General features: G+C 63.3%; 23 protein-coding genes and 1 other RNA gene. 17 read left to right on the forward strand and 7 right to left on the reverse strand.

Annotation, left to right across the window (positions count from 1 at the left end):
- Positions 1–219 precede the first annotated feature (219 nt).
- Positions 220–1,314: a cell division protein ZapE gene (zapE, locus tag ACYUME_RS04910; RefSeq protein ID WP_460418222.1), complete on the forward strand. Its 1,095-nt coding sequence runs from the start codon at positions 220–222 to the stop codon at positions 1,312–1,314.
- A 77-nt stretch (positions 1,315–1,391) separates the two neighbouring features.
- Here the strand turns inward: zapE and ACYUME_RS04915 are convergent, their stop codons facing one another.
- Together ACYUME_RS04915 and ACYUME_RS04920 are read right to left on the reverse strand one after the other, a co-directional pair.
- Positions 1,392–2,288 (reverse strand): GlxA family transcriptional regulator, encoded by an 897-nt coding sequence (locus tag ACYUME_RS04915; protein WP_460419287.1) that lies wholly within the window; start codon positions 2,286–2,288, stop codon positions 1,392–1,394.
- 297 nt (positions 2,289–2,585) lie between these two features.
- A complete protein-coding gene (locus ACYUME_RS04920; RefSeq protein WP_460418223.1) occupies positions 2,586–3,626 on the reverse strand; it encodes an NADP(H)-dependent aldo-keto reductase in 1,041 nt (346 codons plus the stop codon).
- Between the two features lie 258 nt (positions 3,627–3,884).
- Here ACYUME_RS04920 and rplM point away from each other — a divergent pair, with 258 nt between their 5' ends.
- From rplM to ACYUME_RS04955, 7 genes are all read left to right on the forward strand, one after another.
- Positions 3,885–4,313, forward strand: coding sequence for a 50S ribosomal protein L13 (gene rplM, locus ACYUME_RS04925; protein WP_003260798.1), 429 nt, complete (start codon positions 3,885–3,887; stop codon positions 4,311–4,313).
- A 14-nt stretch (positions 4,314–4,327) separates the two neighbouring features.
- Positions 4,328–4,720: a 30S ribosomal protein S9 gene (gene rpsI, locus ACYUME_RS04930; RefSeq protein ID WP_003260797.1), complete on the forward strand. Its 393-nt coding sequence runs from the start codon at positions 4,328–4,330 to the stop codon at positions 4,718–4,720.
- Between the two features lie 265 nt (positions 4,721–4,985).
- On the forward strand, positions 4,986–5,579 hold the full coding sequence (petA, locus tag ACYUME_RS04935) for a ubiquinol-cytochrome c reductase iron-sulfur subunit (RefSeq protein WP_279888804.1): 594 nt from the start codon (positions 4,986–4,988) through the stop codon (positions 5,577–5,579).
- The gene (locus ACYUME_RS04940; protein WP_279888806.1) at positions 5,579–6,790 is read left to right on the forward strand and encodes a cytochrome b; all 1,212 of its coding nucleotides are present in this window, start codon (positions 5,579–5,581) and stop codon (positions 6,788–6,790) included. The genes petA and ACYUME_RS04940 overlap by 1 nt, the downstream gene beginning before the upstream one ends.
- Positions 6,790–7,569: a cytochrome c1 gene (locus ACYUME_RS04945; RefSeq protein ID WP_460418224.1), complete on the forward strand. Its 780-nt coding sequence runs from the start codon at positions 6,790–6,792 to the stop codon at positions 7,567–7,569. The genes ACYUME_RS04940 and ACYUME_RS04945 overlap by 1 nt, the downstream gene beginning before the upstream one ends.
- Positions 7,570–7,686: 117 nt before the next feature.
- Positions 7,687–8,310, forward strand: a complete 624-nt coding sequence (locus ACYUME_RS04950) for a glutathione S-transferase N-terminal domain-containing protein (RefSeq protein WP_279911458.1) — start codon at positions 7,687–7,689, stop codon at positions 8,308–8,310.
- A 12-nt stretch (positions 8,311–8,322) separates the two neighbouring features.
- Positions 8,323–8,748, forward strand: coding sequence for a ClpXP protease specificity-enhancing factor (locus ACYUME_RS04955; RefSeq protein ID WP_279911457.1), 426 nt, complete (start codon positions 8,323–8,325; stop codon positions 8,746–8,748).
- Positions 8,749–8,797: 49 nt separating this feature from the next.
- On the opposite strand, the gene ACYUME_RS04960 is transcribed toward ACYUME_RS04955, so the two are convergent.
- From ACYUME_RS04960 to ACYUME_RS04980, 5 genes are all read right to left on the reverse strand, one after another.
- Positions 8,798–9,016 carry a YgdI/YgdR family lipoprotein gene (locus tag ACYUME_RS04960; RefSeq protein WP_279911456.1) on the reverse strand — a complete coding sequence of 73 codons (219 nt, stop codon included), beginning with the start codon at positions 9,014–9,016 and terminating at the stop codon, positions 8,798–8,800.
- A gap of 58 nt (positions 9,017–9,074) precedes the next feature.
- The gene (locus ACYUME_RS04965) at positions 9,075–9,653 is read right to left on the reverse strand and encodes a BON domain-containing protein (protein WP_279911454.1); all 579 of its coding nucleotides are present in this window, start codon (positions 9,651–9,653) and stop codon (positions 9,075–9,077) included.
- Positions 9,650–10,243, reverse strand: a complete 594-nt coding sequence (locus ACYUME_RS04970) for a phosphoheptose isomerase (protein ID WP_046857018.1) — start codon at positions 10,241–10,243, stop codon at positions 9,650–9,652. The genes ACYUME_RS04965 and ACYUME_RS04970 overlap by 4 nt, the downstream gene beginning before the upstream one ends.
- An 87-nt stretch (positions 10,244–10,330) precedes the next feature.
- A complete protein-coding gene (locus ACYUME_RS04975) occupies positions 10,331–10,702 on the reverse strand; it encodes a YraN family protein (RefSeq protein ID WP_279887429.1) in 372 nt (123 codons plus the stop codon).
- The gene (locus ACYUME_RS04980; protein WP_460418225.1) at positions 10,702–12,519 is read right to left on the reverse strand and encodes a penicillin-binding protein activator; all 1,818 of its coding nucleotides are present in this window, start codon (positions 12,517–12,519) and stop codon (positions 10,702–10,704) included. Before ACYUME_RS04980 ends, ACYUME_RS04975 begins: the two co-directional genes overlap by 1 nt.
- Positions 12,520–12,788: 269 nt before the next feature.
- Here ACYUME_RS04980 and rsmI point away from each other — a divergent pair, with 269 nt between their 5' ends.
- From rsmI to mraY, 9 genes are all read left to right on the forward strand, one after another.
- The gene (rsmI, locus tag ACYUME_RS04985) at positions 12,789–13,583 is read left to right on the forward strand and encodes a 16S rRNA (cytidine(1402)-2'-O)-methyltransferase (RefSeq protein WP_460419289.1); all 795 of its coding nucleotides are present in this window, start codon (positions 12,789–12,791) and stop codon (positions 13,581–13,583) included.
- A 66-nt stretch (positions 13,584–13,649) separates the two neighbouring features.
- An RNA gene (gene rnpB, locus ACYUME_RS04990) (RNase P RNA component class A) lies at positions 13,650–14,009 on the forward strand.
- 309 nt (positions 14,010–14,318) lie between these two features.
- A complete protein-coding gene (gene mraZ, locus ACYUME_RS04995; RefSeq protein ID WP_016395508.1) occupies positions 14,319–14,774 on the forward strand; it encodes a division/cell wall cluster transcriptional repressor MraZ in 456 nt (151 codons plus the stop codon).
- The gene (rsmH, locus tag ACYUME_RS05000; protein ID WP_460418226.1) at positions 14,771–15,718 is read left to right on the forward strand and encodes a 16S rRNA (cytosine(1402)-N(4))-methyltransferase RsmH; all 948 of its coding nucleotides are present in this window, start codon (positions 14,771–14,773) and stop codon (positions 15,716–15,718) included. The genes mraZ and rsmH overlap by 4 nt, the downstream gene beginning before the upstream one ends.
- Positions 15,715–16,008, forward strand: coding sequence for a cell division protein FtsL (gene ftsL / locus ACYUME_RS05005; protein WP_279807145.1), 294 nt, complete (start codon positions 15,715–15,717; stop codon positions 16,006–16,008). The genes rsmH and ftsL overlap by 4 nt, the downstream gene beginning before the upstream one ends.
- Positions 16,008–17,738: a peptidoglycan D,D-transpeptidase FtsI family protein gene (locus ACYUME_RS05010; protein ID WP_279887433.1), complete on the forward strand. Its 1,731-nt coding sequence runs from the start codon at positions 16,008–16,010 to the stop codon at positions 17,736–17,738. Before ftsL ends, ACYUME_RS05010 begins: the two co-directional genes overlap by 1 nt.
- Positions 17,738–19,201, forward strand: a complete 1,464-nt coding sequence (locus ACYUME_RS05015) for a UDP-N-acetylmuramoyl-L-alanyl-D-glutamate--2,6-diaminopimelate ligase (RefSeq protein WP_460418227.1) — start codon at positions 17,738–17,740, stop codon at positions 19,199–19,201. Before ACYUME_RS05010 ends, ACYUME_RS05015 begins: the two co-directional genes overlap by 1 nt.
- Entirely contained in the window at positions 19,194–20,561 is a 1,368-nt protein-coding gene (locus ACYUME_RS05020) for a UDP-N-acetylmuramoyl-tripeptide--D-alanyl-D-alanine ligase (protein ID WP_460418228.1), read from the forward strand. Before ACYUME_RS05015 ends, ACYUME_RS05020 begins: the two co-directional genes overlap by 8 nt.
- Positions 20,561–21,643 (forward strand): phospho-N-acetylmuramoyl-pentapeptide-transferase, encoded by a 1,083-nt coding sequence (gene mraY, locus ACYUME_RS05025; protein ID WP_279887421.1) that lies wholly within the window; start codon positions 20,561–20,563, stop codon positions 21,641–21,643. Before ACYUME_RS05020 ends, mraY begins: the two co-directional genes overlap by 1 nt.
- The last annotated feature ends 5 nt before the right edge of the window (positions 21,644–21,648 follow it).

The following is a 21,648-nucleotide window of genomic DNA, read 5'->3' on the forward strand; positions in this document are numbered from 1 at the left end:
GTCGCAAAAGGGGCGCGAAGCGGCCCCGGGATCTCTGGTTCATGCAGAACTGCCGGGGCCGCTATGCGGCCCTTTCGCGACACAAGGCCGCTCCTACAGGGGGACGTGGTACGCTGGTTCATTGCAGGTAATGAGGCAAGTGGTCGCATGTATCATTGCCATCAGGCGGGCCGGTCGCTACAGTGACGGCCCGTTTTTTGTTGCCTCGCTAACGAAATCATGACGCCCCTAGAACGATATCAAGCAGATCTGAAACGCCCCGACTTCTTCCATGACGCGGCGCAGGAAACTGCGGTACGTCACCTGCAGCGCCTGTACGACGACCTGGTGCAGGCGCAGAACAACAAGCCGGGCATGTTCGGCAAGCTGTTCGGCAAGAAGGAGCAGACGCCGGTCAAGGGCCTGTATTTCTGGGGCGGGGTAGGGCGAGGCAAGACCTACCTGGTCGATACCTTCTATGAGGCGCTGCCGTTCAAGCAGAAGATGCGCACGCACTTCCACCGCTTCATGAAGCGTGTGCATGAGGAAATGAAGACCCTCAAGGGCGAGAAGAACCCGCTGACCATCATCGCCAAGCGCTTCAGCGAAGAAGCGAAGGTGATCTGCTTCGACGAGTTCTTCGTCTCCGACATCACCGATGCCATGATCCTCGGCACCCTGATGGAAGAGCTGTTCAAGAACGGCGTATCGCTGGTGGCCACCTCCAACATCGTCCCGGACGGCCTGTACAAGGATGGCCTGCAACGCGCGCGCTTCCTGCCGGCCATCGCCATGATCAAGCAGTACACCGATGTGGTGAACGTCGACAGCGGCGTGGACTATCGCCTGCGCCACCTGGAGCAGGCCGAACTGTTCCACTTCCCGCTCAACGAGGCGGCGCATGAAAGCATGCGTGCCAGCTTCAAGGCGCTGACGCCGGAGTGCACCCAGGCCGTCGAGAACGACGTGCTGATGATCGAGAACCGCCCGATCCACGCCCTGCGCACCTGCGACGATGTCGCCTGGTTCGATTTCCGTGCCCTGTGCGACGGGCCGCGCAGCCAGAACGACTACATCGAGCTGGGCAAGATCTTCCACGCCGTGCTGCTGAGCAATGTCGAGCAGATGGGTGTGACCACCGACGATATCGCCCGCCGTTTCATCAACATGGTCGACGAGTTCTACGACCGTAACGTGAAGCTGATCATCTCGGCGCAAGTGGAGTTGAAGGATCTGTATACCGGCGGGCGTCTGAGCTTCGAGTTCCAGCGCACCCTGAGCCGGTTGCTGGAAATGCAGTCCCACGAGTTCCTGTCGCGGGCGCACAAGCCGTAAACCAACGCGGCAAACCATATCGCGGGGCAAGCCCGCTCCCACCGGTTCGTGGGAGCGGGCTTGCCCCGCGATGGTTTTCAGGCTTCCTGCATGAACTGCTGCCGGTACTGGTTCGGCGACAGCTCCGTATGCTGGCGGAACAGGCGGGCGAAGAAGCTCGCGTCGTCGTAGCCCACCTCGTAGCTGATGGTCTTGATGCTCTTGCGCGTGCTCGACAGCAGCCCCTTGGCGGTCTCGATGCGCAGGCGCTGCAAGTAGTGCAGCGGCTTGTCGCCGGTGGCGCTCTGGAACCTGCGCATGAAGTTGCGGATGCTCATGCCATGGTTGCGCGCCACGTCCTCGAAGCGGAACTTGTCGGCGAAGTGCTCTTCGAGCCAGTGCTGGATCTGCAGGATGATCAGGTCCTGGTGCAGCTTCTGGCCGCCGAAGCCCATGCGCCCAGGGGTATAGCTGCGCTGCACTTCGTAGAGGATGTCGCGGGCCACCGCGCGGGCGACGTTGGCGCCACAGAAACGCTCGATCAGGTAGATGTAGAGGTCGCACGCCGAGGTGGTGCCGCCGGCACAGTACAGATTGTCGGCATCGGTCAGGTGCTTGTCCTGGTTCAGGCGGATCTTCGGAAAGCGCTCGGCGAAGCTACCGAAGAAGCGCCAGTAGGTGGTCGCCTCCTTGCCGTCGAGCAGGCCGGATTCGGCCAACCAGAACACACCGCTGGCCTCGGCGCACAGCACCGCGCCGCGGGCATGCTGCTCGCGCAGCCAGGGCAGGACCTGGGGGTAGCGTTGCAGCAGATTGTCGAAGTCGTCCCAGAAGGCCGGAAGGATGATCACATCGGCGTCGTTCAGGCCACTGTCGACCGGCAGCTGCACGTTGCTGAAACTGTCCACGGGCAAGCCGTCCGGGCTCACCAGGCCGATCTCGAACATCGGCTGCAGGCCCAGGCCCAGCTGCTTGCTGTAGCGCAGGCTGGCCAGGTGGAAGAAGTCCTTGGCCTGCATCAGTGTCGAAGCGAACACCTTGTCAATGGCCAGGATGCTGACGCGCCGCAGGGACGCGGAGGGTTGGGTAAACATCATTGTCATTGTTCTTATATGGGATAGTGGTCAATCACCGGCTGGATCGTCTTATTTTTTGGCGATTGTGTCTACCCCGATGCGTCGCACTGGATTCTTCGCGGGTGAACCCGCTCCCACAGGTCATGCGCAAGCCTCGGGTGCAGGGCATCCTGTGGGAGCGGGTTTACCCGCGAAGAGGTCGGCGCAGGGGGCGGCTCAAGGCGCCGGGTTCGGCTGCTCCTGATGCACCGCCTCGATCGCCGCCAGCAGTTCGTCGCCCAGGTTCAGCGCCTGGCTGTCGATATCGCTGCGCAGCTGCTCAAGGTTCGTCGCGCCGATGATATTGCTGGTCACGAACGGCTGGCGGGTGACGAACGCGAGCGCCATCTGCGCCGGATCCATGCCGTGGTCGCGCGCCAGTTGCACATAGCGGCTGCAGGCCGCCACGGTCTGCGGGTTGGAATAGCGGGCAAAGCGGCTGAACAGGGTCAGGCGGGCGTTGTCCGGGCGGGCACCGTTCTCGTACTTGCCCGAAAGCATGCCGAACGCCAGCGGCGAATAGGCCAGCAGGCCGCATTGCTCGCGAATGGCCACTTCCGCCAGGCCTACCTCGAAGCTCCGGTTGAGCAGGTTGTAGGGGTTCTGGATCGACACCGCCCGTGGCCAGCCGCGGCTTTCGGCCAGGTGCAGGAACTTCATGGTGCCCCATGGCGTTTCGTTGGACAGGCCGATATGGCGGATCTTGCCGACGCGGACCTGTTCGTCGAGTACTTCCAGGGTTTCCTCCAGCGGGGTGAACAGGTCCTGGGGCAGGTGCTGGTAGCCGAGCTTGCCGAAGAAGTTGGTGCTGCGCTCGGGCCAGTGCAGCTGGTACAGGTCGATGCGGTCGGTCTGCAGGCGCTTGAGGCTCTCGTCCAGCGCGGCGACGATGTGCTGGCGGTTGTGCTTGAGCTGGCCGTCGCGGATATGGCTGATGCCGTTGCCGGGGCCGGCGACCTTGCTGGCCAGGACCCAGTCGTCACGGTCGCCGTTGGCGGCGAACCAGTTGCCGATGATGCGTTCGGTGGCGGCGTAGGTCTCCGGGCGCGGCGGCACCGGGTACATCTCGGCGGTGTCGATGAAGTTGATGCCGCTGGCCTTGGCCAGGGCGATCTGGTCAAAAGCCTCGTCCTGGGTGTTCTGCTCGCCCCAGGTCATGGTGCCCAGGCACAGGGCGCTGACGTTGAGGTCGGTACGGCCAAGCTTGCGGTATTCCATCAAAAAATCGCTCCAGGCAAAGAAGCCCATAAAAGCAGGTTGAAATTTCTTGCGCAATCTGGATAATTCTGCAGCTCTTCGCGTGGCGGAAGTGATGCACCACCATGACTGAAGAACCTTTGTCGAACATTGGCGTGCCCGACCCGAGCCCCCAAAAGCGCCAGCGTTCGGCTGCGCGCTTGCCCTTGGCAAGCTGTGCACTATCCAGTAAGATTCGCCGTCTATTTTTTCGCTGGGCGGCCTCTGAGGCTTTAGAGAATGAAAACTTTTACTGCTAAACCGGAAACAGTAAAGCGCGAGTGGTTCGTAGTCGACGCCGCTGGTCAGACCCTGGGTCGTCTGGCTACCGAAATCGCTAGCCGCCTGCGTGGCAAGCACAAGCCAGAATACACCCCTCACGTTGACACCGGCGACTACATCGTCGTCATCAACGCTGAGCAAGTCCGTGTGACTGGTGCCAAGTCTTCCGACAAGATGTACTACTCCCACTCCGGCTTCCCGGGCGGCATCAAGGAAATCAACTTCGAGAAGTTGATCGCCAAGGCCCCTGAGCGTGTTATCGAAACCGCGGTCAAAGGCATGCTGCCGAAGAACCCGCTGGGTCGCGACATGTACCGCAAGCTGAAAGTGTACGCGGGTGCTGCTCACCCACACACTGCTCAGCAGCCTCAAGAACTGAAGATCTAACGGGATAGTTCATTATGTCGGCGACTCAAAACTACGGCACTGGCCGTCGCAAGACCGCAACCGCACGCGTTTTCCTGCGTCCGGGCACTGGCAACATCTCCATCAACAACCGTTCCCTGGACGTGTTCTTCGGCCGCGAAACCGCTCGCATGGTTGTTCGCCAGCCGCTGGAACTGACCGAGACCGTTGAGAAGTTCGACATCTACGTCACCGTTTCCGGTGGTGGTGTCAGCGGTCAGGCCGGTGCGATCCGCCACGGTATCACCCGCGCTCTGATGGAATACGACGAAACCCTGCGTGGCGCTCTGCGTCGTGCTGGCTACGTCACCCGCGACGCTCGTGAAGTCGAGCGTAAGAAAGTGGGTCTGCGTAAAGCGCGTAAGCGTCCTCAGTACTCCAAGCGTTAATACCGCTTCGGCAGTCGAGAGAAGCCCGGTTCCTTTTTGGAACCGGGCTTTTTTTATGTCTTGAACTAACCTCTCTGTCAGTCCGTGGCCGTTTGTCGCATAGACACAGATCAAGCAAAGCGAGGGTTGTGGCCCGACGAGCGGGTAATCACCTTGTCAGTGTGTGGATTTGTTTCTTACCATGACGACCAAATTTTGGTGCCACAGACATACCTAAGTAGATGCCTGTTCAAACAGGCCAAGCAAGCTGATGGGAGAGGACTGAATGAGCAATGACGGCGTCAACGCAGGCCGGCGCCGCTTCCTCGTAGCCGCGACATCCGTGGTCGGGGCAGCGGGAGCAGTGGGGGCTGCGGTACCGTTCGTGGGGTCATGGTTTCCCAGCGCCAAGGCGAAAGCCGCGGGGGCGCCGGTGAAGGTCAACATTGCCAAGGTCGAGCCCGGGCAACAGATGGTGGCCGAGTGGCGGGGGCAACCGGTATTCATCGTACGGCGAACGGACGAGATCCTCGCCAATCTGAAAAAGATCGAAGGCGACCTGTCCGACCCGCAGTCCAAGGCGTCGGTGCAGCCGACCTATGTCAACCCCGAGGTTCGCTCGATCAAGCCCGAGATTCTCATTCTGGTCGGCCTGTGTACCCACCTGGGTTGCTCGCCTACCTTCCGTCCTGAAGTGGCGCCGGCCGACCTCGGTCCGAAATGGGTGGGCGGTTATTTCTGCCCGTGCCACGGCTCCCACTACGACCTGGCCGGTCGCGTCTACAAGTCCCAGCCAGCGCCTCTCAACCTGCCAGTGCCACCGCACTCGTACGAGTCGGACGACATCATCGTCATCGGCGTCGATCAGGAGAACGCATGATGAGCAAGTTCATGGAGTGGATCGATGCGCGCTTCCCCGCGACGAAGATGTGGGAAGACCATCTGAGCAAGTATTACGCGCCCAAGAACTTCAACTTCCTGTACTTCTTCGGCTCCCTGGCACTGCTGGTGCTGGTCAACCAGATCGTCACCGGCGTGTGGCTGACCATGAGTTTCACCCCCTCGGCGGAAGAGGCCTTCGCCTCGGTCGAGTACATCATGCGCGACGTCGAGTATGGTTGGATCTTGCGCTACCTGCACTCCACCGGCGCCTCGGCATTCTTCATCGTCGTCTACCTGCACATGTTCCGCGGGCTGCTCTACGGCTCCTACCAGAAGCCACGCGAGCTGGTCTGGCTGTTCGGCATGCTGATCTACCTGGCGCTGATGGCCGAAGCCTTCATGGGCTACCTGCTGCCGTGGGGGCAGATGTCCTACTGGGGCGCCCAGGTGATCATCTCGCTGTTCGGTGCGATCCCGGTCATCGGTGATGACCTGACCCAGTGGATCCGTGGTGACTACCTGATTTCCGGCATCACCCTGAACCGCTTCTTCGCCTTGCATGTGGTGGCCCTGCCGATCGTGATCCTCGGCCTGGTAGTGCTGCACATCCTGGCCCTGCACGAAGTGGGTTCGAACAACCCCGATGGCGTGGACATCAAGAAGAAAAAGGATGAGAACGGCATCCCGCTGGATGGCATTCCATTCCACCCGTACTACACCGTCAAGGACATCGTCGGCGTGGTGGTCTTCCTCTTCGTGTTCTGCGCCGTGGTGTTCTTCTTCCCGGAAATGGGCGGCTACTTCCTGGAAAAACCGAACTTCGAGCAGGCCAACGCTTTCAAGACGCCTGAGCACATCGCCCCTGTATGGTACTTCACGCCGTTCTACGCGATCCTGCGCGCGGTGCCTGACAAGCTGTTAGGGGTCATCGCCATGGGCGCGGCGATCGCCGTGCTGTTCGTGTTGCCCTGGCTCGACCGCAGCCCCGTGCGCTCCATGCGCTACAAGGGTTGGCTGAGCAAGATCTTCCTGCTGGTGTTCTGCGTGGCCTTCGTCATCCTCGGCGTGCTCGGCGTGCTGGCGCCAACCCCGGGGCGTACCTTGCTGTCGCAGGTGTGCACGGTGTTGTACTTCGCCTACTTCCTGCTGATGCCGTTCTACACAAGGCTCGAGAAGACCAAACCGGTTCCGGAAAGGGTGACTGGCTGATGAAAAAGTTTATTGCAGTATGCTTGCTGGCACTGATGCCTGGCCTTTCCTTCGCCGCCGAGCATGGCCTGGAGCTGGACAAGGTCGATATCGACCTGACCGACAAGGCCGCGATGCAGGATGGCGCGCGGACGTTCGCCAACTATTGCATGGGTTGCCACAGCGCCAAGTTCCAGCGTTACGAGCGCGTCGCCGACGACCTGGGCATCCCTCACGAGCTGATGCTCGAAAACCTGGTGTTCACCGGCGCCAAGATCGGCGACCACATGAAGATCGGCATGCAGCCCAACGACGCCAAGACCTGGTTCGGCGCGGCGCCGCCCGATCTGACCCTGGTCGCCCGGGTGCGTGGCAACGACTGGCTGTACACCTACCTGCGCAGCTTCTACGAGGACAAGGCGCGGCCATACGGGGTGAACAACAAGGTCTTCCCCAACGTCGGCATGCCTAACGTGCTGGTTGGCCTGCAGGGCAACCAGGTCATCGGTTGCAAGCAGGTGCAGACCGAGGTCGACGGCAAGAAGCAGTTCGACCCGCTGACCGGCAGCCCACTGACCCATGAAGCGTGCGATCAGCTGACCGTGGAGGAGAAATCCGGTACCCTGACGGCCGAGCAGTTCGACGAGAAGGTCAAGAACCTGGTGACCTTCCTGGCCTATTCGGCCAACCCGGTCAAACTGGAAAGCCAGCGCATCGGTACCTATGTGTTGCTGTACCTGGCTTTCTTCTTCGTGTTCGCCTACTTGCTCAAACGCGAATACTGGAAGGACGTGCACTGATCACGCAGTAGTTTCTGGTAGTTGAACGCGCCCGGGGTGGCCCAGCAATAATGCTGGGTCACCCCGGGCGCGTTTTCATTTACAGTTTTACAAGCATCCCGTGCGAGGAGGCGTTACATGGGCGCGACCAACAGGTTAGCCTGCTATTCCGACCCCGCTGATCATTATTCCCATCGGGTACGCCTGGTGCTCGCCGAGAAGGGCGTCACTGTGCAGATCATCGATGTTGCCGCCGATCGCCTGCCGCCCAAGCTGGTCGAGGTGAACCCCTACGGCAGTGTGCCGACCCTGGTGGATCGTGATCTGGCGTTGTACGAATCGACCGTGGTGATGGAATACCTCGACGAGCGCTATCCGCACCCTGCGCTGATGCCGGTCTATCCGGTGGCGCGCGGCAATAGCCGTTTGCTGATGCACCGTATCCAGCGCGACTGGTGCGCGCTGGCCGACACTTTGCTCGATTCGCGCAGCAGCGAGTCTGCGCGTACCCAGGCGCGCAAGGAGCTGCGCGAGAGCCTGACGGGCGTTGCGCCGCTGTTTGGCGAGATGGCCTGTTTCATGAGCGAGGAGCAAAGCCTGGTCGATTGCTGTCTACTGCCCATTCTCTGGCGCTTGCCGGTGATGGGTATCGAATTGCCGCGGCAGGCCAAGCCGCTGCTGGATTACATGGAGCGACAGTTCGCCCGCGAGCCTTTCCAGGCGAGCCTGTCCGCTACTGAACGTGAAATGCGCAAGGTTTAAAAGGAGCCGTTGATGAACTCCAGTCGCCCCTATCTGGTTCGCGCGCTGTACGAGTGGATCGTCGACAACGATTGCACCCCCCACATGCTGGTCAATGCCGAGTATCCGGCGGTCCAGGTGCCCCAAGGTTTTGCCAGCGATGGCCAGATCGTTCTCAATATTTCGCCCAGCGCCGTGCGCAATTTGCACATGGACAACGAGGCGGTGAGCTTTGAAGGGCGCTTCGGCGGTGTATCGCACTCGCTGTACGTGCCGGTGGGCGCGATCCTGGGTATCTATGCCCGGGAAAATGGCCAGGGCATGGTCTTCGAGCTCGAGCCGCCGCTGGAAGATGATCTCGAGGAGGACGGCGTCGAGCCGGATGACGAGGGTCCACCCGAGGGAGGTGGCCAGCCGCCGCGCCCCAGCGGTCGACCCAGCCTCAAGGTGGTCAAGTAACGAAAAAGGCGATCCGGATGGATCGCCTTTTTCGTTACCGCTGTCCGGATCACAGGTCCTTGATGCTTTGCACCTGGTCCTTGTTGATGCGGGTCGGCTTGCCGTCCAGTTGCTTGAACTCGTAGAAGCCCGAGTCACGGTCGTAGTGCGGCGTGTCGGTGGTCTGCAGTTCGCGGCCATCGTTGAGGATGATCACGCTCGGGGTGGAGCAACCGGCCAGGGTGGCGAAGGCGCCGATCAGCAGGGCGGGCAGCAGCAGCTTTTTCATGGGGTACTTCCTGGATCAGGGGGAGAAGGCGGGCGTCATGACGCCCGCCGAAGGGTTGTCAGTCGATGTATTCGAACAGCTTGACGATCTTCTGCACGCCGGACACGCCCTGCACCACGTTGGTGGCGGCGTTGGCCTCCTGTTGTCGGACCAGGCCGAGCAGGTAGACGATGCCGTTCTCGGTGATCACCTTGATGCGCGAACTGGGGACGCTTTCGTCGGTCAGCATCTGGGTCTTGATCTTGGTGGTCAGCCAGGCGTCGTTGTTGCGCGCCAGGATCGACGACGGCTGCATCACCTGCAGCTCGTTATGCACCTTCTTGACCCGCTGCACCTGGCCGGCGGTCTGCTCGGCGAGGGACTTGAGGTCGGCGCGCGGGGTCTGGCCGGCGAGCAGTACCACGCCGTTGTAGCTGCTGACGACGATGTGTGAACCCTTGTCCAGCTCAGGGTTGGCCTTGGCGATGTTGACCGAGACCTTGGTCTCGATCAGCGAATCGTCGATCTTGCTGCCGATGGTGCGCGTGCCGCGGTCATCCTCGATCGGCGAATTGCGCGCCGAGGTCAGTACCGAGCTGCAGCCGGAAACACCCAGGCACAGGGTAAGGGCCATCAGGCCGAGACGCTTGGAGATCATTCTTCACTCCCGAACAGTTGGCTGTCGATCAGGTCGCACAGGCAGTGGATCGCCAGCAGGTGGACTTCCTGGATGCGTGCCGTGACCGTGGCGGGGACGCGGATTTCCACGTCTTCGGGCAGCAGCAGGGAGGCCATGCCGCCGCCGTCGCGTCCGGTCAGGGCGACGACAATCATTTCGCGGTCGTGCGCGGCCTGGATCGCCTGGATCACGTTGGCCGAGTTGCCGCTGGTGGAGATCGCCAGCAGAACGTCGCCGGGCTGGCCCAGGGCGCGAATCTGCTTGGAGAAGACTTCGTTGTAGCTGTAGTCGTTGGCGATGGAGGTCAGGGTCGAGCTGTCGGTGGTCAGGGCGATGGCCGGCAGGCTCGGGCGCTCGCGCTCGAAGCGGTTGAGCAGTTCCGAGGAAAAGTGCTGGGCGTCGCCGGCCGAGCCGCCATTGCCGCACGCGAGCATCTTGCCGTCGTTGAGCAGGGCGTTGACCATGACCAGGCTGGCCTGCTCGATGTGGGGGGCCAGGATGTCCATTGCCTGTTGCTTGGTATCGATGCTGGCCTGAAACAGCCGGCGGATTCGGGATTGCATGTCCATCTGGGTGACCTTAAGTAGGGCGGTGGCTGGCGCGACGCGCGACAGGGACCAGCCCGCGAAACATAGAGCTAGAAATTCGGATAGGGTTCAGCATTCGAAGGCGTTTTTCAGCCATTGAAGCGGTTGCCCCGCATGCCCCTGGCCCTGCAGGGCAACTACGTCGAAGCGGCATGGACGGGTGGCCCAGCGGGGTTCGCTCTGCAGGAAAAGGCTGGCGGCAAGCGTCAGGCGCTTCTGCTTGCGCTCATCGATACTGCCAAGCGCGCCACCGAAGCCCGCGTGCGACCGATAGCGGACTTCGACGAATACTACTGTATCGGTATCGAGCATGACCAGATCGAGCTCGCCGCCCTTGCATCGCCAGTTGCGCGTCAGCAGCTCCAGGCCATGCCCTTGGAGAAATTCCAGGGCATGGTCTTCGGCGGCATTGCCTGCGCGGGTGGGCGATGGCTGGGGCATCAGCGCGGGGTGTCCGGCAGGCGCTTGACCTGGCCGCCGGAGAACTCGGCCCACGGCAGTTGGCGTTCGACGCGCTGGCTGGCGCTCATGCTCAGGCTGCCGGACAGGCCTTCGACGCGGTTGTCCGGCAGCGCCTTGAGTTGCCCCAGGCGTGGCGCCAGGCTGTAGGCGTCGACACCCATGGCATACAGGCGGCCCAGGCTGCCGGCGGCCTGTGGCCACTGTTGAACGACCTGCTGGCGCAGGCTGTTGGTGTTGTCGAGCAGCCACGGTGTTTCGCAGAAGCGAATGCCGTTCATGTCGTTGTACTGGTTCACGTCACCGCTTGCGCTGTAGAGGTTGGAGGTGGCGTAGACCGGCACGTCGCCTGCGTACTGGAAGTTCAGGGTCGGCTTGATCTGCTGGGCCTGCTGTGGGGTCGAGGCGAGGAAGATGAAGTCGATGTCCTGGCGCCGCGAAGGCTGCGCGGCGATGTTGCCGCCGACGGTGCTCTGCAGGCTCTTGGCCCGGCCTTCGCTCTGGCGCAGCTGGAACAGCTCGGCGATCTGCTGGGCGAGGGCGACGGGCTGGGCGATGCGCTGGGCGGTGATCAGGGTGCCGCCATTGCCTTCCCAGTCCTGGCGGAAGGCGGCCAGCACGCGGTCGCCCCATTCACCGCTCGGCACCAGGGCCACGGCGCGGACCATGCCGTCGGCGCGGGCGCGACGCGCCACTTCGCGAGCTTCGTCCTCGGCGGCCAGGCCGAACTGGAACAGTTGTGGTGGCGCGATCTGGCCGGCGTCGGCGTAGTTCAGCGCCAGGGTGGTGATGGGCAGTTGCGGATAGGCGGCGAGCTTCTTGACCAGCGGTTTTTCCAGCGGGCCGACCACCAGTTGCACGCCCGCGGCCTGGGCCTGGCGGTAGAAGTCGTCGAGCGAGGTGATGCGCGAACTGTCGAACACCTGCACGGCTGGCGCTGGCTGGCCGCCTTGCTGGGCCTGGAAGTGAGCGGCCATGAAGCCATCGCGCAGGGCGCGGGCAACGCTGGCGAGCGGACCTTCCTGAGGCAGCAGCAGGGCGATCTTGGTCAGTGGCTGGCTAGCCAGTTCCTTGAGTTTCACCAGGGCCTGGGGAAGCTGCTTGGCGGCCGGGTGATCCGGATGCTGGTTGCGCCAGGTATCGATGGCGGCCTGTTGCTGCTCCAGTGTGCCGGCGCGTTTCACGGCGAGGGCCAGGCTGGTCCAGCCGCCCAGGGTTTCGTTGCCGGCCGGTTGCTGGAGTTGCTCGGCGGGCAGCGCGGCGACCAGCGCCCAGATGGCGTCGTTGTTCTGCGCGGCGGCCTGGCCGCTGAGCAGCGGGGCCAGCAGCACGCGTTGCTGGGCGGCGGCCAGGGTCTGGCCGTCGGCCTCCAGGGCTGCGGCATGGACGCTGTAGGTGCGGACCTGCTGCTCCTCGGGAAGCTCGGCGACGCGCTGCAGGCTGGGGTGGCCCAGGGCGTTCAGCGCAGCCTTGGGCTGGTTGCGACTCATGGCCAGTTCGGCGGCCAGCGTGGAGGCGAACACTTGCTGGCCGGGTTTGAGCGAGTCCAGCGGGACCTGTTCGAGGATGCGGGCCGAGCGTGGGAAGTCCTTCTGTTTGAACGCCAGGTCCGCGGCACTCAGGCGCAGCAGGGCGGCGTCCTCTGCGGACTTGCTGGACGCGGCTTTCTCGAGCAGTTGCTCGATGCTGGCATCAGGGGTGCGTGGCAGTTCGCCCAGGCTGGATGAGGGCGAGCTGGCGCAGGCCGCCAGCAGGGCAGCGAGGCAGAAGGCTGTGAACAGCCGCAGGCAAGCGATCATGTAAAGGTCCTGTTACTCGATCAAGTTGGCCGGCAATTGTACCCAAGCGCCGCGCGCGGCGCGATCTTGCCGACAACGAACCTTCACTATAGATGGACGAGAGGAGGGCACCGCGGAAGTTCTTTGCGCCCTGTTGCAGGTGCTCGGGCTACAATGGCGGCCTTTGATCCGGAAAGCAGGTGCGCGCAGTGACTGATGTTGCAGGGGTTTCGAAATCCACGTTGGGCAAGCTTTATGTCGTCGCCACGCCCATCGGCAACCTCGACGATATGAGCGCTCGGGCGCTCAAGGTGCTCGCTGACGCGAGCCTGATCGCCGCGGAAGATACCCGGCACTCGGTGCGCCTGCTGCAGCACTTCGGCATCGACACGCCGCTGGCGGCCTGCCATGAGCATAACGAGCGCGACGAGGGCGGGCGCTTCATCACCCGGTTGCTGGCGGGGGATGATGTGGCGCTGGTGTCCGACGCCGGCACGCCACTGATCTCCGACCCGGGCTATCACCTGGTGCGCCAGGCGCGGGCGGCGGGCGTGCAGGTGGTGCCGGTGCCGGGTGCCTGCGCGTTGATCGCCGCGCTGTCGGCGGCGGGTCTGCCATCGGACCGATTCATTTTCGAAGGTTTCCTGCCGGCCAAGGCCGCAGGGCGCCGGGCGCGGCTGGAGCAGGTGAAGGAAGAGCCACGCACACTGATCTTCTATGAGGCGCCGCACCGAATTCTGGAGTGCCTGGAGGATATGGAGCTGGTGTTCGGGGGGGAGCGTCCGGCAGTGCTGGCTCGCGAGATCACCAAGACCTTCGAGACCCTGAAAGGGCTGCCTCTGGCCGAGCTGCGCGGGTTCGTGCAGGGCGACAGCAACCAGCAGCGCGGCGAGTGCGTGGTGCTGGTGGCGGGCTGGAGCGCGCCGGAAGGTGAGCAGGCGATCAGTGCCGAGGCCCAGCGAGTGCTCGATCTGCTGCTGGCCGAGCTGCCGCTGAAGAAAGCGGCGGCGCTGGCCGCCGAGATCACGGGGGTGCGCAAGAACCTGCTCTATCAGCTGGCGCTGGAGAAGCAGAAATCCAACTAATGGCGTAGTGATATTGGTGCCGTCTCGCTTGTTCTTGAGCGCGGCTACCGGTAACCTTGTCGGCGGAGAGTCGATCGGACAGTCGCTGCCACCTTTTGTTCCGCAAAAGGCGGGGGAGGAAAGTCCGGGCTCCATAGGGCAGAGTGCCAGGTAACGCCTGGGAGGCGCGAGCCTACGGAAAGTGCCACAGAAAACAACCGCCTAAGCACTTCGGTGCCGGTAAGGGTGAAAAGGTGCGGTAAGAGCGCACCGCACGGCTGGCAACAGTCCGTGGCTAGGTAAACCCCACTCGGAGCAAGACCAAATAGGGTTCCATACGGCGTGGCCCGCGTCGGAACCGGGTAGGTTGCTAGAGGCGTCCAGTGATGGCCGTCGTAGAGGAATGACTGTCCTCGACAAAACCCGGCTTACAGATCGACTCTCCACCTTTTCCCTCCCTGCTTGAATCGATAGCAGATGTGTCCTGGTAATACCGAAAAATTCTTACTCTTAATAAATTACTTTAACTCGGCACTCTATCCGCTTGAGTGTGTTTGATTTTTTCCGTCATTTTTCCTCTCTGTTAATCCTTCCATCTTCCTTTGTTGCGCTAAATCGCCGTCCTGTAAGGGATTTCCTTATGAACGTGCCTTGACGGTGTGGCGGACGGATTCCTATAGTGTGCGCAAGTGGCAGAAAGTGGGATGAAGTGGGTTTTCTGGCACAAAAAAGCTAACATTGTGGGGAAACGCAGCCGTGTTCCGCGGAGCCAACGCCGTCAGTCTCGATGCCAAGGGCCGTCTCGCCATGCCGAGCCGGTACCGTGACGAGCTCGATTCGCGTTGCAATGGTCAATTGATCGTGACCATCGACGCCGTTGACCCCTGCTTGTGTGTTTATCCCCTCGACGAGTGGGAACAGATAGAAGCCAAGTTGCGTGCCTTGCCATCGTTGCGTGAGGAAAACCGCCGCCTGCAGCGTTTGCTGATCGGCAATGCGGTTGATCTGGAGCTCGATGGCAGTGGCCGTTTCCTGGTGCCGCCCCGCCTGCGCGAATACGCCAAGCTCGACAAGAAGGCGATGCTGGTGGGGCAGCTGAACAAATTCCAGCTGTGGGATGAGGATGCCTGGAACGTGGTTTCGGCGGCCGACCTTGCAGCTATTCAACAACCGGGCGCCATGCCCGATGATTTGCGTGACCTGATCCTGTGACCATAGATAGCGGCTTCAACCACATCACCGTCCTGCTCGACGAAGCTGTCGAGGCATTGGCCCTGCGCGCCGACGGTTGCTATCTGGACGGCACCTTCGGGCGTGGCGGCCACAGTCGCCTCATTCTCAGCAAGCTCGGGCCGCAAGGGCGGCTGCTGGGATTCGACAAAGATCCACAGGCGATTGCCACCGGGCAAGCGCTGGCGGCCGAAGACGGCCGCTTTGTCATTGTGCAGCGCAGCTTTGCCGAGCTGGGCGCGGAAGTTGCCGAACGTGGTCTCGATGGCAAGGTCAGCGGTATCCTGCTCGACCTTGGCGTGTCCTCGCCGCAGTTGGACGACCCGGAGCGTGGTTTCAGTTTCCTGAACGACGGGCCGCTGGACATGCGCATGAACCCGGACCAGGGCATCAGTGCCGCCGAGTTCATCGCCACGGCGGCGGAAGAAGAGATCGCCCGTGTCTTCAAGGAATACGGCGAAGAGCGCTTTGCCAAGCGCATGGCCCGCGCGGTGGTGCTGCGTCGCGAGCAGCAGCCGTTCACCCGCACCGGCGATCTGGCCGAAGTGCTCAAGGTCGCCAACCCGGCCTGGGAAAAGGGCAAGAACCCGGCCACCCGCGCGTTCCAGGGGCTGCGCATTCACGTCAACAACGAACTGGGTGATCTGGAGACCGGCCTCGAGGCTGCGATCGATGCCCTGGAGGTCGGCGGTCGCCTGGCGGTGATCAGCTTCCACTCTCTCGAAGACCGCATCGTCAAACTGTTCATGCGCAAGCTGGCCAAGGGCGAGCAGGATAACCTGCCGCGCAATCTGCCGGTGCAGCACAAGGTCTTCGAGCCGAAGATCAAGCTCATCGGCAAGGCGCAGTTCGCTTCCGAAGCCGAGCTCAAGGCCAACCCGCGGGCGCGCAGCGCCGTGATGCGGGTGGCGGAGAAGTTGCGGTGAGCCGGCTGTTCGCCAAACCTTTGCCAGGCGGAAGCTTCCTGATGCTTCTGCTGTTCGTGGGTGTGCTGATTTCGGCAATCGCCGTGTCCTACAGCGCCCACTGGAACCGCCAGTTGCTCAACACCTTGTACGGCGAGCTGAGCGAGCGCGACAAGGCCCAGGCCGAGTGGGGGCGGCTGATTCTCGAGCAAAGCACCTGGACCGCCTCCAGTCGTATCGAGAGCCTGGCTTCCGAACAGCTCAAGATGCGCGTGCCGGCCGCTGACGAAGTGCGGATGGTGGCGCCATGATGAAGCTCGAGGGCGCACTCTACCCCTGGCGGTTCCGGGTGGTGATCGGCTTGCTGGCGCTGATGGTCGGCGCCATCTGCTGGCGCATCATCGACCTGCAGGTGGTCGACCGTGACTTCCTCAAGGGGCAGGGCGACGCCCGTAGCCTGCGCCACATTCCCATTCCCGCGCACCGTGGCCTGATCACTGATCGCAACGGCGAGCCGCTGGCCGTCAGCACGCCGGTCACCACCCTGTGGGCCAACCCCAAGGAAATGCAGGCGTCGAAGGAGCGCTGGCCGCAGCTGGCCGCGGCGCTCGGGCAGAACGCCCAGCAGTTGACCGAGCGGCTCACCCAGCAGGCCAGCAAGGAATTCATCTATCTGGTCCGTGGCCTGACGCCCGAGCAGGGTCAGCACGTGCTGGACCTGAAGGTCCCGGGCGTCTATGGCCTGGAGGAGTTCCGCCGCTTCTATCCGGCTGGCGACGTCACCGCGCACATGGTCGGCTTCACCGACCTGGACGACCATGGTCGTGAAGGCGTCGAGCTCGCCTACGACGAATGGCTCGCCGGGGTGCCCGGCAAGCGACAGGTGATCAAGGACCGGCGTGGCCGGCTGATCAAGGACATCCAGGTGACCAAGAACGCCAAGGCCGGCAAGACCTTGGCGTTGTCGATAGACCTGCGCCTGCAGTACCTGGCGACCCGCGAGCTGCGCAACGCCATCGCCGAGCAGGACGCCAAGGCTGGCAGCCTGGTGATCATGGACGTCAAGACCGGTGAAGTCCTGGCCATGGTCAACCAGCCGACCTACAACCCCAACAACCGCCGCAGCATGTTCCCGGCCGCGATGCGCAACCGGGCGATCATCGACGTGTTCGAGCCGGGCTCGACGGTCAAGCCGATTTCCATGAGCGCCGCCTTGCAGAGTGGCCGCTGGAAGGTCACCGACAAGGTCGAGGTGTATCCGGGCAGCCTGCAAATTGGCCGCTACACCATCAAGGACGTGTCGCGCAGCGAGGGCCCGATCCTCGACCTGACCGGCATCCTGATCAACTCGTCCAACGTCGGCATGAGCAAGATCGCCTTCGATATCGGTGGCGAGGCCATCTACCGGGTGATGTCCCAGGTTGGCCTGGGCCAGTACACCGGTCTCGGCTTCCCGGGCGAGCGCGTCGGCAACCTGCCCAACCACCGTGAGTGGCGCAAGGCCGAGACCGCGACCCTGTCGTACGGCTATGGCGTCTCCGTCACCGCCCTGCAGCTGGTGCATGCCTACGCCGCGATCGCCAACGACGGCAAGATGGTGCCGCTGTCGATTCTCAAGGTCGACAAGGCGCCAGAAGCCGTGCAGGCCATTCCCAAGGAAACCGCCGAGACCGTGCAGGGCATGCTGCAGCAGGTGATCGAGGCGCCGCGCGGCGTGTTCCGTGCCCAGGTGCCGTTCTATCACGTGGGCGGCAAGTCCGGTACGGCGCGTAAAGCCACCGTCGGCTCCAAGGGCTACACCGAGAACGCCTACCGTTCGCTGTTCGCCGGCTTCGGGCCGATGAGCGATCCGCGCTACGCCATCGTCGTGGTCATCGACGAGCCCAGCAAGGGCGGTTACTTCGGTGGCCTGGTCTCGGCCCCTGTATTCAGCAAAGTGATGTCGGGCACCCTGCGCCTGATGAATGTGCCGCCGGACAACCTGCCTGCGCCTTCGACGCAGCAAGCCAGCGCAGTACCCGCCAAGGGAGGGCGAGGTTGATGACGATGCCATTGAGCAAGCTGTTCGCCCATGCCAGTCGCGATCCGCTGATCCGCGAGCTGACCCTGGACAGTCGCGCCGTGCGCCCGGGCGACCTGTTCCTGGCCGTGCCGGGGGCCAAGGTCGATGGTCGTGACCATATCGCCGACGCCCTGGCCCGTGGCGCCGCCGCTGTCGCCTACGAAGAGCAGGGCGCCAGCGTGCTGCCGATCACCGATGCGCCGCTGATTCCAGTCAAGGGCCTGATCGGCCAGCTGTCGCAGATTGCCGGGCGCTTCTACGGCGAGCCGAGCCGCCAGCTCGACCTGGTCGGGGTGACCGGCACCAACGGCAAGACCAGCGTGACGCAACTGCTGGCCCAGGCCCTCGATGCCCTGGGCAAGCGCTGTGGCCTGATCGGTACCCTCGGCACCGGCTTTTATGGCGAGCTGCAGAGCGGCCGTCTGACCACGCCGGACCCGATCGCCGTGCAATCGACCCTGAACGACCTGAAGAAGGGCGGGGCCAAGGCCGTGGCCATGGAGGTTTCCTCCCATGCGCTCGAACAGGGCCGGGTCGCCGCGCTGGACTTCGATATCGCGGTGATGACCAACCTGTCCCGCGACCACCTGGACTACCACGGCAGCATGGAGGCCTACGAGGCGGCCAAGGCCAAGCTGTTCGCCTGGTCGAGCCTGCGTGCCCGGGTGGTCAACCTGGATGATGACTTTGGGCGTCGCCTGGCAGAAGCGCCTGCCACGTCGCGCCTGATCAGCTACAGCCTGCAGGATTCGGCGGCGACACTGTTCTGCAAAGAGGCTGTCTTCAACGATGATGGCGTGCGCGCCGTGATCGTCACCCCACAGGGCGAGCATGTCCTGCGCAGCCGCCTGCTGGGGCGTTTCAATCTGAGCAACATGCTGGCGGCGGTAGCCACGCTGATGGCGCTGGATTACCCGCTGGACGAAATTCTCAAGGTCACCGCGCAACTGCATGGGCCGGTCGGCCGCATGCAGCGCCTGGGCGGCGGTGACAAGCCGTTGGTGGTGGTCGACTATGCCCACACCCCGGATGCCCTGGAAAAAGTACTCGAAGCCCTGCGTCCGCACGCTCACGGCAAGCTGCTGTGCCTGTTCGGCTGCGGTGGCGATCGTGATGCCGGCAAGCGCCCGCTGATGGCCGAAGTGGCCGAGCGCCTGGCCGACCGTGTGCTGGTTACCGACGACAACCCGCGTACCGAAGACCCCCTGCGGATCTTCGACGATATTCGCCCCGGTTTCGCCCGGCCCGCTGCCGTCGCGTTCGTCGCTGGCCGTGGCGCGGCCATTGCCCAGCTGATCGCCAGTGCCAGTGCCGACGACGTGATCGTCCTGGCTGGCAAGGGACACGAGGATTACCAGGAGATCAATGGCGAACGCCATGACTTCTCCGACCTGGTCGAAGCCGACAAGGCACTTGCAGCCTGGGAGGCTCCGCATGCTTAAGCCCATGACACTCAGCCAGCTGACCACGGCACTGAATGCCCGTCAGGTCGGTGCCGACGCCAGCTTCACCGGTGTCAGCATCGACAGCCGCACGGTCGGTGCCGGCCAGCTGTTCGTCGCCCTGACCGGGCCGCGCTTCGATGGCCACGACTACCTGGCCGACGTGCAGGCCAAGGGCGCCGTCGCCGCCCTGGTCGAACGCGAGGTCGCCGACGTCGACCTGCCTCAGTTGCTGGTCGCCGACTGCCGCGTCGCCCTCGGCCAGTTGGGTGCGCTCAACCGGGGGTACTTCGATAAGCCGGTGGTCGCCATCACCGGTTCCAGCGGCAAGACCACGGTCAAGGAAATGCTCGCCGCGATCCTGCGCACCCGCGGCCCGGTGCATGCCACCCGCGGCAACCTGAACAACGACCTCGGCGCGCCGTTGACCCTGCTGGAGATTGCCCCGGAGCACAGTGCCGCAGTGATCGAGCTGGGCGCCTCGCGCATCGGCGAGATCCGCTACACCGTCGGTCTGACCCAGCCACAGGTAGTCATCATCAACAACGCCGGCACCGCCCATGTGGGCGAGTTCGGTGGTCCGGAGAAGATCGTCGAAGCCAAGGGCGAGATCCTCGAGGGCCTGGGCGAGGGCGGCACGGCCATCCTCAACCTGGCCGACAAGGCGTTCGACATCTGGCGCAAGCGTGCCGGCAAGCACCGTGTCCTCAGCTTCGCCCTGGACAACCCGCAGGCGGACTTCTACGCCAGCGATATCGGTCGCGATGCTCGTGGCTGCCCGTCGTTCACCCTGCATGGGCCGGACGGCAGCGTCCCGGTACAGCTGAATCTGCTCGGCACCCATAACGTCAGCAACGCCCTGGCCGCCGCGGCCGCCGCTTATGCCGTTGGTCTGAGCCTGAGCGGCATCGCCGCGGGTCTCGGCGCCGTGCAACCGGTCAAGGGCCGCACCGTGGCCCAGATCGCGCCGAACGGCGTGCGGGTCATCGACGACAGCTACAACGCAAATCCCACCTCGATGTGCGCCGCCATTGATATACTCGCCGGCTTTTCCGGACGCACCGTCCTGGTGCTCGGGGATATCGGCGAACTGGGGCAATGGGCCGAGGAAGGCCATCGCCAGGTGGGCGAATACGCACGCGGTAAGGTCGACGCGCTGTATGCGGTGGGCAGCAACATGGTCCATGCAGTTACGGCGTTCGGTGCCAATGGCCGCCATTTCGCTACTCAAGCTGAGCTTATCGCTGCCGTTGGCGCCGAAGGTTCCAGCGATACCACTATCTTGATCAAGGGCTCGCGCAGCGCTGCGATGGAAAACGTCGTGGCGGCATTGTGCGGTGCCAGCGGGGAGAAACATTAATGCTGCTGCTGTTGGCTGAGTATCTGCAACAGTTCCACAAGGGCTTCGCGGTCTTCCAGTACCTGTCCCTGCGCGGGATCCTGGGTGTGCTGACCGCGCTGTCCCTGGCCCTGTGGTTGGGCCCGTGGATGATCCGTACCCTGCAGATCCGCCAGATCGGTCAGGCCGTGCGCAACGACGGCCCGCAATCGCACCTGTCCAAGTCCGGCACCCCGACCATGGGTGGCGCGCTGATCCTGTCCGCCATCGCCATCAGCACCCTGCTGTGGGCCGATCTGAGCAACCGCTACGTGTGGGTGGTGCTGGTCGTCACCCTGGCGTTCGGCGCCATCGGCTGGGTCGACGACTATCGCAAGGTGATCGAAAAGAACTCCCGTGGGCTGCCAAGCCGCTGGAAGTATTTCTGGCAGTCGGTATTCGGCCTGGCGGCGGCGATCTTCCTGTACAAGACCGCGCCGACCAGCGTCGAGACCACGCTGATCATCCCGATGCTCAAGGACCTGGCCATTCCGCTGGGCGCCGGGTTCATCGTGCTCACCTATTTCGTCATCGTCGGCTCGAGCAACGCGGTCAACCTGACCGACGGCCTCGATGGCCTGGCGATCATGCCGACGGTGATGGTCGGCGGTGCCCTGGGCATCTTCTGCTACCTGTCGGGCAACGTGAAGTTTGCCGAATACCTGCTGATCCCGTACGTGCCGGGCGCCGGCGAGCTGATCGTGTTCTGCGGCGCGCTGATCGGCGCGGGCCTGGGCTTCCTGTGGTTCAACACCTACCCGGCCCAGGTATTCATGGGCGACGTCGGCGCCCTGGCGCTGGGCGCGGCGCTGGGCACCATCGCGGTCATCGTTCGCCAGGAGATCGTCCTGTTCATCATGGGCGGCGTGTTCGTGATGGAAACCCTGTCGGTGGTCATCCAGGTGGCTTCGTTCAAGCTCACCGGCAAGCGCGTGTTCCGCATGGCGCCGATCCACCACCACTTTGAACTCAAGGGTTGGCCCGAGCCACGGGTGATCGTCCGCTTCTGGATCATCACCGTGATTCTGGTGCTGATTGGCCTTGCCACCCTGAAACTGAGGTAAACGAG

The sequence above is a fragment of the Pseudomonas sp. microsymbiont 2 genome, assembly GCF_054788395.1.